Origin of the sequence: Novipirellula rosea (assembly GCF_039541335.1) — a bacterium.
GTDB classification, from domain to species: domain Bacteria; phylum Planctomycetota; class Planctomycetia; order Pirellulales; family Pirellulaceae; genus Novipirellula; species Novipirellula rosea.
Window position 1 is genome coordinate 93,598 of the sequence record NZ_BAABGA010000012.1, and the last position, 16,862, is coordinate 110,459.

Consider the following 16,862-nt stretch of genomic DNA (forward strand, 5'->3'; position numbering starts at 1 on the left):
CCGATGAAGTTCAGTACAATTGTTTTCGCGATCGCGGTGGGTTTCGTATCACTGCTCGGATGCGGCACGAGTTCAGAGGTAACGGTCAACCCGGCGCCGGAGATGACCAACGAAGAGATTGAGCAGATGGATGCGGAAAGTGATCGCGCACGAGAAGCGGCGATTCGGGACGGAATGTGATTGCCGTTGTAACTAGAAGCGGACAGAAACGGAAACACAATGAAAAAGCTACTCTTTATCCCCTTTCTCGCCATCCTTTGGGGGCAATCTTTTCAAACCAGCGTGGCTGCAGAGCGTCCCAACATTATCCTTGTCTTTATCGACGACATGGGCTGGGGCGATTTTTCGTGCTTCGGCAATGAGGATGCTGAAACACCCAACATCGACCGACTGGCAGCCGAGGGAGTTCGGTTCGAGCAGTTCTATGTCAACTCGCCGATCTGCTCGCCATCGCGAGTTGCGATTTCCACGGGCCAGTATCCACAGCGATGGCGGATCACTTCGTATCTGAACAATCGAAAGAGCAACGATGAACGTGGCGTGGCCCAATGGCTCGATCCCAAAGCTCCGATGCTGGCACGTTCGCTTCAGAAGGCCGGTTACGCAACGGGTCACTTTGGGAAATGGCACATGGGCGGGCAGCGTGATGTCACCGACGCTCCGCCGATCACCGATTATGGCTTTGATGAATCGCTGACCAATTTCGAGGGCATGGGGCCAAAACTGCTGCCGTTGACCTTGAAACCGGGGCAAGAAAAACCAGGACGGATCTGGGAGGACGCCGAGAATCTTGGGGACGGGTATCGCTGGATGCTGAGATCGGAGATCACATCGGGGTTCGTCGATGCAGCAATCCCGTTCATCGACAAAGCCGCCGCGGCCAAGCAACCTTTCTACATCAACCTGTGGCCCGATGATGTTCACGGCCCGTATTGGCCACCGGTGGAAACGTGGGGCGATGGTTCGCTGCGACGGTTGTATCTGTCCGTGCTTGAAACGATGGACAAGCAGTTCGGCAGATTGTTTGATCGAATCCGTAACGACGCCGTGCTCCGTGACAACACGCTGATTCTGGTTTGCTCGGACAACGGTCCGGCACCGGGGGCCGGAGAAGCGGGTCCATTTCGTGGATTCAAAACGCACCTGTACGAAGGGGGCGTCCGATCTCCGTTGATCGCGTGGGGGCCATCGATCGTTCGGCGGCAGGAGCACGTCGACCGAGAATCGGTGTTCTCGGCGATTGACCTTGCGCCGACCTTGCTGACGTTGACGGACACGCCGTTCCCAAAGGATGTCCAATTCGACGGCGAACCGTTAGTCGCCACACTGCGAGGAGAGGGGGGTTCACGCAACAAGCCCATCTTCTTTCGCCGCCCTCCGGATCGCGATTCGTTTTACGGGGTCGAGGACCTGCCCGATCTCGCGGTTCGATCGGGCAAATGGAAACTATTGTGCGAGTACGACGGGTCGAACGTGGAACTGTATGACCTAAGTCATGATCGAGCCGAATCGACGAACGTGGCGTCCAATTATCCGGAGATTGCGGTAAACTTAAAGACAAAGCTTCTTGATTGGCACAACTCGATGCCTGCGGACAATGGCGCAACGTATCGAAAAAAGCAAGCCAAACGCAAGTAATCAGAAGTGAGTCAACGCTCACCGTCCCGCACCGGAAACCACCCATGACCAACCTTCTCAAGATAACCACATGGTGCATGGGATTCATTTGCATCCTGTCGGTGCGTCCCTGCATCGCCGACGAGCGCCCCAATGTCGTAGTGATGATGGTCGACGACTTGGGGTTTTCGGATATCGGCTGTTATGGCAGCGAGATCCAGACGCCGAACTTGGATGCACTTGCCCGCAATGGTGCACGGTTTTCACAGTTTTACAACACCGCCAAATGCCATTCATCACGAGTTTGCTTGCTGTCCGGCCAGTACTGCATCGCGGCGGGAGACACGTCGCTTGCGCATGCCGTGACATCGGCGGAAGTGCTTGGCGATGCGGGCTACTTCACCGCCATGACGGGCAAATGGCATCTGGACAAACAGCCAACTGACTTTGGTTTCCAACGCTACTTTGGTCACCTCAGTGGTGCATGCAATTATTTTTCGGGCGACAACACGTTCCGGCTTAACGGCGAGCCGTGGCAGGTTCCGAGCGATGGGTTTTATACGACCGTTGCCAACGTCGACTACGGTTTGAAATTCCTCGACGAAGCCCGCACCACTGGCAAGCCATGGTATTTGTACGTGGCCTTCAACGCACCGCATGCGCCGCTGCACGCGTTACCCGAAGACTACAAAAAGTACCAAGGCAAATACGACCAAGGCTGGGATGCGGTACGTGACGCGAGAATTGCCAAGCAGAAGCGTACAGGAGTATTGCCTGAATCGCTCGAACCGAGCCCTCGGCCTGAACACATTCCGGCGTGGAATGATCTCGAACAGTGGAAACGCGACTACGAAGCCAATCGCATGACCACGCTTGCGGCAATGATTGATCGCGTCGATCAAGAGGTGGGCCGTTTGGTCGCCGATTTGAAGAAAAACAACGAACTCGAAAACACCTTCATCTTGTTCGTCTCGGACAACGGAGCGTGCCCGTACGACCGAAAACCGGCTCGCTTGGATGTCGAGCCAACCAGTGCGAATGTCTCCTTCGGTGATTCAACCGGTTGGGCCTGGGCTCGCAACAGCCCGTTTCGCTACTACAAGCAAAACCAATTCGAAGGCGGAATTTCGACTCCTGCGATTGTGCACTGGCCAGCGGGTTTGAAGGTCGAATCGGGCAGCATGATCCAGCAACCGGCTCACTTGATCGACGTTTTACCAACGCTGGCCGACCTTGCCAAAGCCAACATTCCTGAATCACACGAGGATCGAACGTTGCGTCCCGTTTCGGGAGTCTCGCTGCAACCGTTACTTCGGGGTGAACCGCTTGAAGCACGCTCCCCCATTCACCTAATGTTTGCCGAGGACCGCGGTCTTCGCGATGGCGATTGGAAGCTTGTCAGTTTTCAACGTGAAGCGTGGGAATTGTATAACGTCGCCGAGGACCGATGTGAGCTGAATAACCTTGCCGACCAGCAGCCCGAACGGCTAAACAAAATGATTGCGATGTGGCACGAGATGGCCGAGAACGTCGTGCACGCTCCGGCCAAAGCACGTGCGCCCGTCAAGGAAGCTTCGTTGCCGCATCGCCATCGCGAGTGGACCAACTTTGACGCAGATACGCCTGCGGAGTACCAAAAGAAAAGGCAAACAAACGCCGGTTCCACTAAGAAGGGCAAATCCGCAAACTTGCAATCTGCAAACCACATCCGTGCCCGCAAAAACACGACTTTGAAAATCGTCGGAAACGAATTGCGTTTGCAGTTCACGGGTGACGATCCTGGAATCGCGATGGACTTGCGAAACAAGCAACTTCCCAAAGGCCCCTACCAAATCACATTCAGGCTGATGGTTGATGCCAAGTCGGGTGAAGCATCCGAAGGCGAAGTCTTCTACACCACCGACGCCAAAATCATCTTGCCGCAAGGCAACAAGATTCCGTTTGTGGTGGAATCGAGCAACGCATGGCAAGCGGTCCGCATCGACATCGCCGAAGCGGTGCGACTTTATCAATTGCGTATTGATATTAGCGACGGTCCAGGTGCGGCGACGATTGCCGACTTGCAACTGCTCGGCTCCGACGGAAAGACGCTGTCAAATTGGCCCCAATAAGAAGCAATGGCAACTTCGTGGCCCGATAAACCCCATCCGAAAATTCGAGAACGAGCGATCAGTCCGACTTAACGTCAGACATCGTCGCTGTGACCTTTTCATCGAAATAGTATTTGTACCAGCCGACCTCTTGCACATTCAGTGGTGCCGAGGGCAGCCCCGGCGGCTTTAGTTCACTCGTCCAGCTTTTCAGTTTGTCACGCAGGATTTTTGCCCGGCCACGTCGGCTATTGATCAGGTTGTGTTGCTCTTCTTTGTCATCGCGGATGTTGAAGAGCAGTTCACGTCCATCGCCAGTGAGAATGTATTTCCAGTCTCCGTCGCGAACCGCTCCCTGGTTCCAGAATCGCCAGTACAGGTCACGCTGCGGCTTCTGGGATTCGATTCCTGAGAGCCAGGGAACAAGGTCAACTCCATCAAGACTTGAAGTTGAATCCGCGTTTACTCCTGCCGCCGCCAATGCCGACACCGTCATGTCCAGACTGATAACGGGTTCACTGATGATCTTTCCTTTGGGAAGTTTTGCTGGCCACGACCAGATCATAGGAACACGGATCCCTCCTTCGGCGACCATTCCTTTTTCGCCACGGAGGGGATCGTTGCGGGAACCATCCCACGCCGGACCAGGCTTTCCGACAGGTAGAATGTCGGCCATCAATTCTCCGGTGTGAGCCCCCAGCGGAGCACCGTTGTCGCTGGCAAACATCACAAATGTGTTGTCGGCAATGCCTTTATCTTGAAGCAACTTCATGATGCGCCCCACGCCCTCGTCAACCGCATTGATCATTGCGAGACCGGTTCGGCGACGCTCGGGCATATCCCCCAGGAACCTTTGCAGATACTTCTCGCTCGCTTCCAGTGGAACATGCGGTGCATAGTGAGCGAGGTACAGAAAGAACGACTTGTCGGCGTTGCGCCGGATAAATGCCAGCCCAGCGTCAGTTTGAACGTCGACCCGAAAGCGACCATCGTGGACTGTTTCGCCGGTCGGATTCAGAGTTTTGCCGCGGAGGTCAAAGTTGGCCCAGTACGGATTGAGCTCACCCTGAAAAAATTCATCGAAGCCACGTGACTGTGGCCAGTATGGCATCGACAAATCGCGACGAACGAGCACTCGATTGCCTTGAATGCCATCAGGTTGGTGTTGTTTTGCCCATTTCAAACAGACTGCGTTCGGTTCCAGGTGCCATTTGCCGACCATACCGGTGGCATACCCGACTTCTCTTAATCGTTCTGCGACCGTCAGTTGATCCAGCGGCAACGGGCCGTCTGGGATCGTATCGAATCCAAAACGTTGTTGATAACGACCGGTCATCAGCCCGGCACGTGATGGCGAACACTGCGGCGCGGTGATGTAGGCGTCCGTGAACATCACCCCCTGTTGCGACAAGGCATCCAAATGCGGCGTCTTCACATCCGACAGATTGCCCATTGCGCTGAGATCACCATAGCCCCAATCGTCAGCGAAAATGAAGATCAAGTTTGGCCGGGTAGCGTCATCGGCCCAAAGGAGACTCGGCAAAGAGACGAACGTTGCAGCACAAAAGATCAGTGATCGCATGTAGAAAATATTCATAGTCTATGGACGAAAGTGCTGTACCGACGAAGAGTCATTCAGAGTCAGACGGACAAGAAAAAAGTGAGATAGACTTCCAGCCGTCATCCTCGAAAATGCAGGCAACGGCTTCGCCCGCCTGCTGATGTTGCCGATGATCGAAAAATCCCTCAGAAATCCCACAAAACGATGTCGAGAGTTGGCATTGCTGATCGTATTCCATTTCACCCGGACCCGCGATACAGCAGAAGCACCCTTTTTTGATTGATTTTCCAAGCCGTTGCAGGTAAACACGAGTCTTCCCCCCCTCTCCTCAAAATTGTGCACTCCCCCATGAAGCTCCCTTTCATACTGGCGTTGTCGATTGCAACGCTTACCTCCATGTTCGTTTCCGCAGCCGACCGTCCCAACATTGTTGTCATCATGGTCGACGACATGGGAGTGTCGGACATCGGACCGTATGGCAGCGAGATCCCCACGCCTCACCTTGATGCACTGGCCGAAAACGGAGTGCGATTTTCGCAGTTCTATAATACCGGCCGATGTTGCCCGACACGTGCATCGCTATTGAGCGGACTGTATTCACACCAGGCCGGAATCGGCTGGATGACAACCGACCAAGGCGTCCCCGGTTACCAGGGACGGCTGAACGAACAATGTGTCACGATCGCCGAAGTGCTGGGGCAAGCCGGTTACTTTACCGCGATGACGGGTAAATGGCATGTCGGTGCGAATCATGGCGTCAACCCGTGGGGCCGCGGGTTTGACCGCAGTTTGAACTTGGCAGCAGGCGGCGTCCATTTTTCGAACCAGACCGGCAGCAAAGGGGGCGCCAACCTGTTCCTCAATGGAGAAACGATTTCATCGGAGGACCCGCGACTGAATCCTCCGTGGTATGGCAGCGACCTGTGGACCGAACAAGGCCTGAAGTTCATCGACGAAGCGATCGCGGACGAGAAGCCCTTCTTTTGGTACCTGGCACATGTCGCACCCCATTTTCCATGCATGGCACCCGAGGAGACCATCGCCAAGTATCGCGGCAAATACATGGCCGGATGGGACAAGTTGCGTGAGCAGCGTTATGCGAAACAGATCGAACAGGGATTCATCGACAAGAACTGGAAACTCGAACCGCGTCCCGAGGAAATTCCGGCTTGGGATTCGCTCTCGCCTGAAGAACAAAAACGCTATGACGACATGATGGCGATCTACGCCGCAATGATCGAAGAGGTCGACAAGAACATCGGCAAATTGGTCGACGCAATGCGTCAGCGAAAACAACTCGACAACACGCTGATCCTGTTCCTTTCGGACAACGGCGGCAATGCCGAAGCAGGCGTGTCGGGCAAGTACAATGGCGAGCACCCTGGCGATCCGCACTCAGATGTCTTCATCGGTCGCTGCTGGGCCCATCTAAACAACACCCCGTTTCGCAAGTACAAGCACTACAACCACGAAGGCGGCACGTCGAGCCCTTTGATCGCTCATTGGCCAGCGGCGATCGAGCCTCGCACGGGCCCGGATGCTTGGATCCAGACACCGACGCATCTGATTGACATCATGGCAACCTGTGTCGATCTCGGCAGAGCGACTTACCCAGATGAATTCAAGGGGAATGCGATCGTGCCGATGCAGGGGCAAAGCTTGAAACCGCTGCTCATCGGCAGCGGTGACTTTGCCAATCGTCCGCTGTACTGGGAACACGAAGGAAACGCAGCGATTCGCGTGGGAGATCGAAAACTGGTTCGCCAAGGCCTGAAGGGCGAGTGGGAACTGTTTGATATGAAATCGGACCGAACCGAGCAGAACAATCTGGCGAGCCAAAATCCCGAAGTCGCCGAAGCAATGGCGAAACAGTGGCGAGACTGGGCCAAGTACGCCAATGTATTGCCAAGACCTGCGACAAAAGGAAAACTGAAAGGCAAAAAGCAACGAGGCAAAGCGGGACAAAACAAAGCCGATCAAGCGGGCGAGGGGGGAAAAAAATGACGAGTCACCTGACACGCACCTACTCTGCTGCAATTGCCATCACGCTGTTGATTGTTTGCACCGTTTCGGCAGCAGACAAACCAAACATGGTCATTTTCGTTGCCGACGATCACGGCTGGAAAGACAGTTCGGTCTACGGCAGCCCCTCAGCGAAGACGCCGAACATGCAAGCGCTAGCGGATAAGGGAATGGTTTTTGACCGTGCTTTTGTCGCTTCGCCCGCGTGCGGTCCCAGTCGTGCGGCGCTGCTAAGTGGATTGATGCCAGCACGCAACGGCGCCGAACCGAATCATCAAATGCCGCGGCCCGACACGCTTTCGATGGTCAAACAGTTGCAAACCGAAGGCTACGAAGTGGTCGCGTTTGGCAAAGTCGGACATGGCAAGGAAACCGAAATGGCGGGATTTGATCACGCCCAGGATTATCCCAAAGGCCGTAATCGCGACGGCATCAAGCGACTGGTTCGTGATTACTTTGCCAAACGCGAATCGGATCAACCGCTGTGCTTAATGGTCGGCGACCATCGGCCGCATGTGTCATGGATCAAAGAAACATCGTACAACGCGGACGATGTCGTACTGCCCGTCGGTTCGGTCGACACGACCGAAACTCGCCAGCACTGGGCCCGCTATCTTGCCGATGTGACCGGGATGGATGCCATGATTGGCGAAGTCGACCGCATGGCGAAGGCCTATTTCGGAAATGACGACTACTTGTTTCTGTACAGCGCTGACCATGGAGCGCAGTGGCCCTTTGGCAAATGGAATCTATATGACACCGGCACTCGAACGCCACTGATTGTTCGCTGGCCCGGACACATTACGCCCGGCGTTCGTAGCGACGCCATGGTGAGCTGGATCGACCTAATGCCCACGCTGATTGAATTCGCTGGCGGAACAGTGCCCGAGGGCATTGATGGCCGATCGTTTGCCGACGTGCTGCGGAGCAAACGCAACTCACATCGTGAGGTCATCTACACCACTCACAGTGGCGACGGCAATCGAAACGTTTACCCGATCCGTGCCGTTCGCGATGATCGATTTAAATACATCCGTAATCTGCGTCCGGATTGCTACCACTCGAACCATTCGGATATCGACCGCAAAGACGGCGCCGGTGCTTATTGGGATTCGTGGGACGAAGCGGCGAGGACCGATCCCAAAGCCGCCGCGATCGTGGCGAAATACTATCAGCGTCCTGCAGTCGAGTTTTATGATTTGGCAAACGATCCCGATGAACAACACAACTTGGCCAACGATCCAACGTTCGCTAACCAAGTGAAGAAAATGTCCGCGATGCTAGACGCATTGGATGGTGCAGCAGGGCGATACTCAACAGATTTTTAATACGCCGTATCCAATCACGGGTCCAAAACCGGTCGACGTGCTGAAGGGATCGAAACGCTAAGCAGGCGTTGCCTTACAGCGATTCAGTAAAGACGTAGCACCCGATTCACAATGTCCCGATCCCTCATCCCGCCGTTATCCCCAGAACAACAAACGTTTATTCCAAAACAAATCAAATGCGAATGACTTACCTCCTTCAGCGACTCACCGCCATCGCGGCTGTCATGTTGTCAACATGGGCGACCGCCGCCGAACGCCCCAACATCCTAGTGATCCTGGCGGATGACTTGGGTTATTCGGATTTGGGTTGCTACGGCGGCGAGATCCCGACCCCCAATATCGATTCTCTCGCCGCGGGTGGTGCACGATTTACTCAAGTCTATAACTCGGCCCGCTGTTGTCCGACGCGAGCATCGTTGATGACAGGATTGTATCCTTCGCAAACCGGCATTGGTGACTTCACCACAGGTCGGCCTGACGCCAAACGAGGCCCTGGATACATTGGCCGACTGAACGATCAATGTGCGACGCTTGCGGAAGTTCTGAAACCAGCGGGATACGGATGCTATTACGTTGGCAAATGGCACCTACATCCGGAAACTGGACCAATCCGGCGTGGATTTGACGAGTTCTATGGTTACACCGACGATCATTCGCACGACCAATACGATGCGGACTACTACATCCGATTACCGGAAGGTCGCAAAAAGGAGATCGATCCTGCGGCGGACGATTTCTACGCGACGGATGTGTTTAACGAGTACGCGTTGAATTTCATTCGCAAAGGACAAAGCAGTGACAAACCTTGGTTCCTGTTTCTCGGCCATTCTTCACCCCACTTTCCTGTGCAAGCTCCGGCGGAGCGTGCGGACAAGTACGACGCGACTTACCAACGTGGCTGGGATGTGTTGCGAGAGGAACGGTTCGCGAGGATGCAGAAACTCGGTTTAGTCGACGGAGATCGCTGGAGACTGAGTCCACGCAGCCTCGTTCCGGTTGACCGCGATGACATCGCTAACGGTTTCTCGGGCCAGCAAAACCCTGCTTGGGATTCGCTTGACCAAGACCGTCAACTTGACCTCGCTCGACGGATGGCAGTATTTGCCGCGATGGTCGAAGGAGTCGACAAGGGTGTTGGCCAAATCATCGATCATTTGAAACAAACCGACGACCTGGAGAACACGCTGATTCTATTTCTCAGTGACAATGGAGCTTGTTACGAATGGGGCCCGTTCGGCTTTGACGGCAAATCACGACGCGGTACGACGACACTTCACACGGGTGACAAGATTCGAGAAATTGGGGGACGGGGCACGCATCAGTCCTACGGCAGCGGATGGGCAAACCTCGGCAACACCCCGTTCCGGCTGTACAAACATTTTACCAACGAAGGCGGCATCAGTTCGCCCTTCATCGCCCATTGGCCCAAGGGGATTGGCAAATCCGACGACTGGATTCGTGACCCGGCACATGTGATGGACGTGATGCCGACGCTAATGGAAGCCGCTGGCGCGACGTACCCCGAAACACTCGGCGGCAACGCAATCACGCCGCTCGAAGGCACCAGTCTGCTGCCGGCAATGCGTGGCGAAACACTGCCCGAACGCACGATCGGGTTTGATCATCAGGCAGCTCACGCGTTGCGAAAGGGCGACTGGAAAGCGGTCTACGCCAAACGCATGCCCGACGAATTGAAGTGGGAACTTTACAACCTTGCCGAAGACCGCAGCGAGCTGAACGACTTGGCGGAAAAGGAACCTGAACGCACCCGATCGATGGTAGCCCAGTGGGAAGAATGGGCACGCCGCGTTGGAGTGATCTGGGACCCCGAGCCATCGGAGGGTGGCGGTGCAACGAAGGCGGTGGAGTCGCCCGCAATCGCGAATCGACGCATCAAAATCGAAGCCGTTGTCGAGGCAAACACCCCGCATGGCATCGTGCTCGCGCAAGGCGGCAACCAGCATGGATACGCGTTGCACTTCATCGATGGTGTGCCCGCGTTTGATGTCCGAGTCAACGGCGAAGTCACGCGATTGATCGCGACCGAAAAAGTGCGCGGCAAGATCAAACTGCAAGCCATTTTGTCGGACGATCAGATGCAGCTATCGGTCAACGACCAACCGCCGCTACGTCGTCCCTCGCCCGGCTTTATTCCTGCACAACCGATCGACGCATTGAGCGTCGGCTTTGACGACCGAACCGCTGCGGGCGACTACGCGGCACCGAATCCGTTCAACGGAAAAGTGATCGATTACAAAGTCAACACAACGCAGGCCAAGAAGAAGAAACAATCAGGCGATGCGACAACTGCGGCCGATGACTTCCCGGCGTCCGCATTCATCCAGCAAAAAACGGATCGAAAACCAGGACCGGTGATGGACGCCGCAACGATTCGGGCTGGACTGCAATCGCATGACCGGGCGCTACATATCAAATCGGGCTGGATCCGCGATCCGTATATCACACTCGGGCCCGACGACTACTATTATTTGACCGGGACGCAGCCCAACGCGGACGATCCACGCGAGGCGGCGGATCCTTACAACATCGGTCTTGGCGGCGAGAGCATCGTCGGCGATCAGGTGCGAGTCTATCGCAGCAAAGATTTGATCCACTGGGAATCACTCGGTCCGATTTTCACGATCGACGACATCTTTGCTGCGACGAAAAAAGACAAGAAGCCGAAACACATTTGGGCTCCTGAAATTCATTGGCTCGGCGACCGCTGGGCCCTGGTGCATTGCCCGAAACAGGTTTCCAGCCTCGCAACGACCGCGGGCAAAGAGCTCGCAGGCCCATGGACGCATCCAATGAAGGGCGGCATGGGCCCTCGCCATGATCCGTCGCTGTTTACCGACGACGATGGAACGATCTATCTGCTTTGGCAAAACACGATGATTGCTCCCTTGAGCAAGGATCTGAGCCGCTACACCGGCGATCCGGTGCGAATTGATCCGGCGGGAAGCCGCCCAGGTCCCGACGGAAAACCGATCAGCCGCATCGGTCACGAGGGCGCGACGATGATCAAAGTCGATGGCAAATACGTGCACCTGGGGACCGCATGGTCGACCGATCAAGGCCGCCGGGGTTCGTACAACTTGTACTACAGTGTCGCGGACGAGATTACCGGTCCGTATGGTCCACGCAAATTTGCCGGCCGCTTCCTCGGACACGGCACTCCGTTCCAAGACAAACAGGGCCGGTGGTGGTGCACTGCTTTTTTTAACGGCAACGTTCCTCCGCTATCGCGAACAGGAATTGAAACTCGCGACATCGGCGACAACGCGAAAACGATCAATGAGCAAGGCGTCACGATTGTGCCGCTGGAGGTCCGAGTTTTGGATGATGGCGAAATCTTCATTCGTGCCAAAGACCCCGCCTATCGAAACCCAGGCCCCGATGAAGCACAAAGGTTCGAGATCGCGGACTGAGTGTTTTTTTGGGAACGAGCGGAAAACGAGTGTGTAGTTTCAAGTAGGGCCTAAGGAGTCATTACTGACGTAGCGGAACTCGTCAAGAGTTTCGACCAGCCTGGAAAACGAAAGTCTTGACGACTTCCGCTACGGGAAAACCGGTCACTTATTGTTCCGACCGCTCTTAACGGCTCAATGGAACCGGCGCTACGCTCAATCATCGAATCAAACAAGATCCTTGATACTTGCAACTAGACGGTCGATCACTTCGTCGTCGGTTTTTGGATTAAAGATCACGGCTTTCCAAGCAGGCAACTGGATCCCATGAGGACAGTAGCCAATCGAAGTGGTAAAGCTCAATCGTGCATCGACGGCGGGATCAAGCGTGGCCGCTCGTTTGTTGTAAAGTCGCTTGATTTCCCCGAAATACTGCGTCTGCTCTTCGACCGACATGGTCCCCTCTTCGAGTTGCTTGAACAACTCTTTGGCGTTGCGTCCTCGCGGCAATACCCACCAACACACACTGGGCCCGGGCGTATTTAAGTTCAGCACTTTGCAAAAATCAAGTTCTTCGATCCGCTTTTTCAACTGGTTCGCTTTTTCGATCGCGTTCGCCACGAGGCAACGATAACCGTTTAGCCCGATGCCGTTGAGCGACGCCATCACGGCGTAGGGGCCAATCCCAGGCCGCGAGCACTCCAGCGTAAACAGTGCGGGATCATGACGAAAATCAGCTTCGGAAAAATAGGGAATCTCTTCGAGCGTTCGAGTCAGGTGCAACAGGTCGTCGCGATGACGGACAATGAAGGCGCTCGAGGGGTAGTGTCCCCATCCCATTTTGTGAAAGTCGAGCGTGACCGAATCGGCATAGCGAAATCCGACGGTCGCTTGCTGAGTGCGCTGAATCAATTCCAATGTTTCTGCGTTCGCCCCGAGCGGATTGGTTTGGATATTGTATTCGGTTAAAAAGCAACTGATCCAACCGACCGCAGCATCGACGTGTAGATGCGCGGGCGTAACGCCATATTGTTGCGATTTGCGATCGATGATTTCCTTAATCGATTGAATGTCATCAATCCCGAAGGCATCCGTGGTGCCGAAGGTGGCGATGACAAATGCAACCTTGACGCCATCGGAGTACATTTCGTCGAGTTTTTGCTCCAGTCGATCCAACCGCATCGACATATTTTCATCGGTCGGAATCGAGTGCAGATTTTTCACTCCGATACCCAACCAACCGGCCAAGGTCGCGTTGGAATAGTGTCCCGCCTCGGAAACCAGTCCCGCCAATTTCTTGTCGCCGAGCCCATTTTGCATCGTGCCGGGAGCGACTTTTTCAATCCCGATCTTCCCGCCGTACAGATTCGAGATCGTGCCTCCGATCGTAAACACACCCCAAGGGGACTCGGTGTGATAGAAGATTAAATTCGCAAGCGCCGTGATCGACTTGACTTCCAATTCATTGGATCGCAAGCAATACGTATCGACACAGAGATTGGGGTTTTTCAGTAGCGCCGCAATCGATCCGATCAACGAGGCAAAGTTGGGTGGACCTTTGACGTTTTCGAGATGCAGTTTGGACTGCCAGCTATCGGTCCCCCAATAGAACGGAAAGATGGCGTCACGCGCATCCTTTAGATTCCCCGGCAAGGTATGAATCTCGGGGTTTGCTTGAGCCGTTTCGTAGTTGCGAGACATCAATCGGCCCGGCGGCATCGATTGCTCGGCCTCGAGCGCCGACAACATTTCGCCGAATATTTGCATCAGATCGTCTCGCCGACATGTGAAAAACATATCGACCAAATCTTGTAGCTTCTTCGCGTCCATCATGTTTCCTTCGACTGAGACTTCACCCAATGCATCTAATGCAGTGTAGCGGAAGTCGTCAAGACTTTCGTTTTCTGTCCGGAATGCCCGAAAGCCTTGACGACTTCCGCTACGGGAAAACCCGTCACTTATTGTTCGGCTCGATCCGTAAAGAGCGATCCAAACGCTCTGCTTTGCATGATAGTTCTGCTCGCCATCGTTCAACAGGAGTCGCTGCTATTGGACTGGGGACGCTGCGGGTATGTCAGCACAAACCATTTTCCCCCGCCAACGACCTACGCTTTGCATTCGGCACGAAACTCGGTCGGGGTCGTTCCTGTTTCGCGTTTGAAGACAGCGGCCATGTATTCGGCGTACTCAAAACCGGCACGCTGGGCGATTTCATGGATGGACAGCTCGGTTTCGCGTAGCAAGACCTTGATACGATCCATTCGCACTCGCATGATCTCTTCGTGCGGCGTATGGCCAATCAGTCGCATGAATCGATGCTCCAGTGCCCGCCGTGAAAGCGAGACGTGGCGCAGGATGTCGGTGACACGAATATTGGCAAGGGCATGGCGTCGGATATAGCTGAGTGCCCGGGCGACCTCGATGTCTTCGATCGCCAATGTATCGGTCGACTGGCGGACGCGAATCCCCAGCGGCTGTGTGATCAATCGCTGGCGGGGGGACACTGACTCGCCTTGCATCATTCGGTCCAGCAGCTCGGCGGCTTCGTAGCCGGTGGACTTCGTGTCGGGAATCACGCTGGAGAGATTGGGCTCGGCCAACTCACAAATCAAGCGATCGTCGTCGACGCCTAAGACCGCGATCTCTTCGGGCACCGCGATTTCAAGCTCGCGACAAACATCCAAGACCTGCTGCGCTTGGAAATCGTAACAGGCCATAATCGCGGCGGGCCGCGGCAGTTGATTCAGCCACGCCGCGATCGCTCGTTTCTCGGCATCCCAGCTAAAGCTTGAATCATAGCGAGGCGTCATCTGGTGCTCGTGATAGGAGCATCCTGCCGCGATGGTCATACGTTTGAAGTGGTCACGCCGGAGGTTGGACCATTCAAATCCAGGATCGCCACAGTAGGCAAGCTGTGTAAAACCGCGTTCGGTGAAATGTTGTATCCCCAAACGCGAGATCGCCTCGTCATCGGTATCGGCCCAGGGAATACCTTTGACGTGCCGCGCCGCACTGAGATCGACGATCGGCAGTCCAAATTTTCTCAGACGACGACCAATCGTGTCAGTTTCGATGCGGGCGATAATTCCGTCTCCTTTCCATGATTGCAACCATGCCGGCGGAGCAGCTCCACGCTCTTGTTCGGTCAGGTGAATGGACCAATTTGCATGATGTTTTGCGTACGCAATGATGCCGTCCAACAACCCGCGGCAATAGCCGTTGGACGTCTCGATCAGTAGTGCCACGGATCGCCGCGTCATTAAATCCTCCTAAACCCTAGCCTTGAAACCATGTGAAATATCTCTGATCGATTGCAAAAAGTCTACTGGATCAAGGCAGCTTTGAAAGGGAAAATACGCCTTAGCCCGGGACTTGCAGGGATGTAATCGGCCATCGAACGAGGTGGCAACGTCTATACTGTCAAGCAATCCACCGAGCGTGAAGTGTGAAATCTATCCGATACTCCATTCATTCGATTTAACAAGGCGAGCCTACCCGTGAGTGCATTTCCTGAAGTTTCCAAGATCAAGTACGAAGGCCCCGACTCGGACAACCCACTCGCGTTTCGCTGGTACAACCCTGACGAGGTGGTCGCGGGCAAGACGATGAAGGATCACTTGCGTTTCACCGTCACGTATTGGCACACATTTCGTGGCACGGGCAGCGATCCTTTTGGCGGCGGAACGATGCAGCGGCCTTGGGACGACGGCAGCGAATCGGTCGAAAACGCATGCAACCGTGCTCGAGCGGCGTTCGAGTTCTTTGAAAAACTAGATGCTCCGTTTTATGCATTCCACGACCGTGACGTGGCTCCCGAAGGCGCGACGCTGAAAGAGTCCAATGCAAACTTTGATGCCGTCGCCAAAGTGCTCGGCGAAGAACAGCAGCGAACGGGTGTCAAATTGCTGTGGGGCACCGCCAACATGTTCAGCAATCCCCGTTTTATGCACGGTGCAGCGACAACCTGTAACGTCGAAGTATTCGCCTATGCTGCGGCTCAGGTGAAAAAAGCGATGGAGGTCACCAAGGAACTCGGTGGCGAAAACTATGTGTTCTGGGGTGGCCGCGAAGGCTACCAGTGCCTGTACAACACCGACATGAAACGCGAACTCGATCATCTCGCTCGCTTCTTTCACATGGCCGTCGACTATGCGAAAGAGATCGGTTTTGAAGGCCAATTCTTGATCGAGCCCAAACCCAAAGAGCCGACCAAGCACCAGTACGACTCGGACGCCGCCGCCTGTTTGAACTTCCTGCGTGCCTACGATCTGACCGATCACTTCAAACTGAACATCGAAACCAATCATGCGACCTTGGCGGGTCACGAAATGATGCACGAACTCGAGTACGCTGGGATGCAAGGCACACTCGGTTCGATCGATGCGAACACCGGCGACTTGCTGCTGGGCTGGGACACCGACCAATTTGCAACTAACTACTACCTGACGACTCAGACGATGTTGGTGCTGCTGAAGTACGGTTTGGCGCCCGGCGGAGTGAACTTTGACGCAAAAGTCCGCCGCGAAAGCTTTGAACCCATCGACCTTTTTTACGCCCACATCGGCAGCATGGACGCGTTCGCTCGCGGTTTGAAAGTGGCAGCGAACATCATCGAAGAGGGTGCCCTGAGCAACTTGGTCGACCAGCGATATAGCAGCTGGGACGGCGAATTAGGCAAGAAAATCGAATCGGGCAACACGACCTTCAGCGAGCTCGAAAAACTGATGCTCGAAAAAGGCGAAGCCGCAGCGAACGCGAGCGGACGCCAAGAATTGCTGGAAAATATCTTCAACCGCTACTTGGACAAAAAGTAGTTTTCCTCGATGAATCGCCA

The 16,862-nt window shown here is 54.9% G+C and carries 10 protein-coding genes; 7 read left to right on the top strand and 3 right to left on the bottom strand.

The window, feature by feature from the left end; translation table 11 throughout:
* The first annotated feature begins 3 nt into the window (after nt 1-3).
* From ABD971_RS04885 to ABD971_RS04895, 3 genes are all read left to right on the top strand, one after another.
* Nucleotides 4-180 (top strand): hypothetical protein, encoded by a 177-nt coding sequence (locus ABD971_RS04885; RefSeq protein WP_339946001.1) that lies wholly within the window; start codon nt 4-6, stop codon nt 178-180.
* Between the two features lie 39 nt (nt 181-219).
* Nucleotides 220-1,638, top strand: coding sequence for a sulfatase family protein (locus tag ABD971_RS04890; RefSeq protein WP_345319971.1), 1,419 nt, complete (start codon nt 220-222; stop codon nt 1,636-1,638).
* 146 nt (nt 1,639-1,784) lie between these two features.
* Complete coding sequence (locus tag ABD971_RS04895) at nt 1,785-3,728, top strand: arylsulfatase (protein WP_425571259.1); 1,944 nt, start codon at nt 1,785-1,787, stop codon at nt 3,726-3,728.
* 58 nt (nt 3,729-3,786) lie between these two features.
* Here ABD971_RS04895 and ABD971_RS04900 read toward each other — a convergent pair whose 3' ends face one another.
* Nucleotides 3,787-5,304: a sulfatase-like hydrolase/transferase gene (locus ABD971_RS04900; RefSeq protein WP_345319973.1), complete on the bottom strand. Its 1,518-nt coding sequence runs from the start codon at nt 5,302-5,304 to the stop codon at nt 3,787-3,789.
* 312 nt (nt 5,305-5,616) lie between these two features.
* Here ABD971_RS04900 and ABD971_RS04905 point away from each other — a divergent pair, with 312 nt between their 5' ends.
* The 3 genes from ABD971_RS04905 (at nt 5,617) to ABD971_RS04915 (ending at nt 12,049) form a co-directional block, all read left to right on the top strand.
* On the top strand, nt 5,617-7,272 hold the full coding sequence (locus ABD971_RS04905; RefSeq protein ID WP_345319975.1) for an arylsulfatase: 1,656 nt from the start codon (nt 5,617-5,619) through the stop codon (nt 7,270-7,272).
* On the top strand, nt 7,269-8,618 hold the full coding sequence (locus tag ABD971_RS04910) for a sulfatase family protein (RefSeq protein ID WP_345319977.1): 1,350 nt from the start codon (nt 7,269-7,271) through the stop codon (nt 8,616-8,618). Before ABD971_RS04905 ends, ABD971_RS04910 begins: the two co-directional genes overlap by 4 nt.
* Nucleotides 8,619-8,800: 182 nt before the next feature.
* Nucleotides 8,801-12,049: a sulfatase-like hydrolase/transferase gene (locus tag ABD971_RS04915; protein WP_345319979.1), complete on the top strand. Its 3,249-nt coding sequence runs from the start codon at nt 8,801-8,803 to the stop codon at nt 12,047-12,049.
* Between the two features lie 207 nt (nt 12,050-12,256).
* Here the strand turns inward: ABD971_RS04915 and ABD971_RS04920 are convergent, their stop codons facing one another.
* Together ABD971_RS04920 and ABD971_RS04925 are read right to left on the bottom strand one after the other, a co-directional pair.
* A complete protein-coding gene (locus ABD971_RS04920) occupies nt 12,257-13,858 on the bottom strand; it encodes a pyridoxal phosphate-dependent decarboxylase family protein (protein ID WP_345319981.1) in 1,602 nt (533 codons plus the stop codon).
* Between the two features lie 275 nt (nt 13,859-14,133).
* Nucleotides 14,134-15,288: a XylR family transcriptional regulator gene (locus tag ABD971_RS04925; RefSeq protein WP_339946013.1), complete on the bottom strand. Its 1,155-nt coding sequence runs from the start codon at nt 15,286-15,288 to the stop codon at nt 14,134-14,136.
* Between the two features lie 237 nt (nt 15,289-15,525).
* Between ABD971_RS04925 and xylA the strand changes: the two genes are divergently transcribed.
* Nucleotides 15,526-16,842, top strand: coding sequence for a xylose isomerase (gene xylA / locus ABD971_RS04930; RefSeq protein WP_345319984.1), 1,317 nt, complete (start codon nt 15,526-15,528; stop codon nt 16,840-16,842).
* Nucleotides 16,843-16,862 lie beyond the last annotated feature (20 nt).

Excerpts from the sequence above, each read along its gene's own strand:
- ABD971_RS04915 (WP_345319979.1), top strand. The coding sequence starts at position 8,801 with ATGACTTACCTCCTTCAGCGACTCACCGCCATCGCGGCTGTCATGTTG.
- ABD971_RS04895 (WP_425571259.1), top strand. The coding sequence starts at position 1,785 with ATGGTCGACGACTTGGGGTTTTCGGATATCGGCTGTTATGGCAGCGAG.
- ABD971_RS04885 (WP_339946001.1), top strand. The coding sequence starts at position 4 with ATGAAGTTCAGTACAATTGTTTTCGCGATCGCGGTGGGTTTCGTATCA.
- ABD971_RS04890 (WP_345319971.1), top strand. The coding sequence starts at position 220 with ATGAAAAAGCTACTCTTTATCCCCTTTCTCGCCATCCTTTGGGGGCAA.
- ABD971_RS04910 (WP_345319977.1), top strand. The coding sequence starts at position 7,269 with ATGACGAGTCACCTGACACGCACCTACTCTGCTGCAATTGCCATCACG.
- ABD971_RS04905 (WP_345319975.1), top strand. The coding sequence starts at position 5,617 with ATGAAGCTCCCTTTCATACTGGCGTTGTCGATTGCAACGCTTACCTCC.
- ABD971_RS04900 (WP_345319973.1), bottom strand. The coding sequence starts at position 5,304 with ATGAATATTTTCTACATGCGATCACTGATCTTTTGTGCTGCAACGTTC.
- ABD971_RS04925 (WP_339946013.1), bottom strand. The coding sequence starts at position 15,288 with ATGACGCGGCGATCCGTGGCACTACTGATCGAGACGTCCAACGGCTAT.
- ABD971_RS04920 (WP_345319981.1), bottom strand. The coding sequence starts at position 13,858 with ATGGACGCGAAGAAGCTACAAGATTTGGTCGATATGTTTTTCACATGT.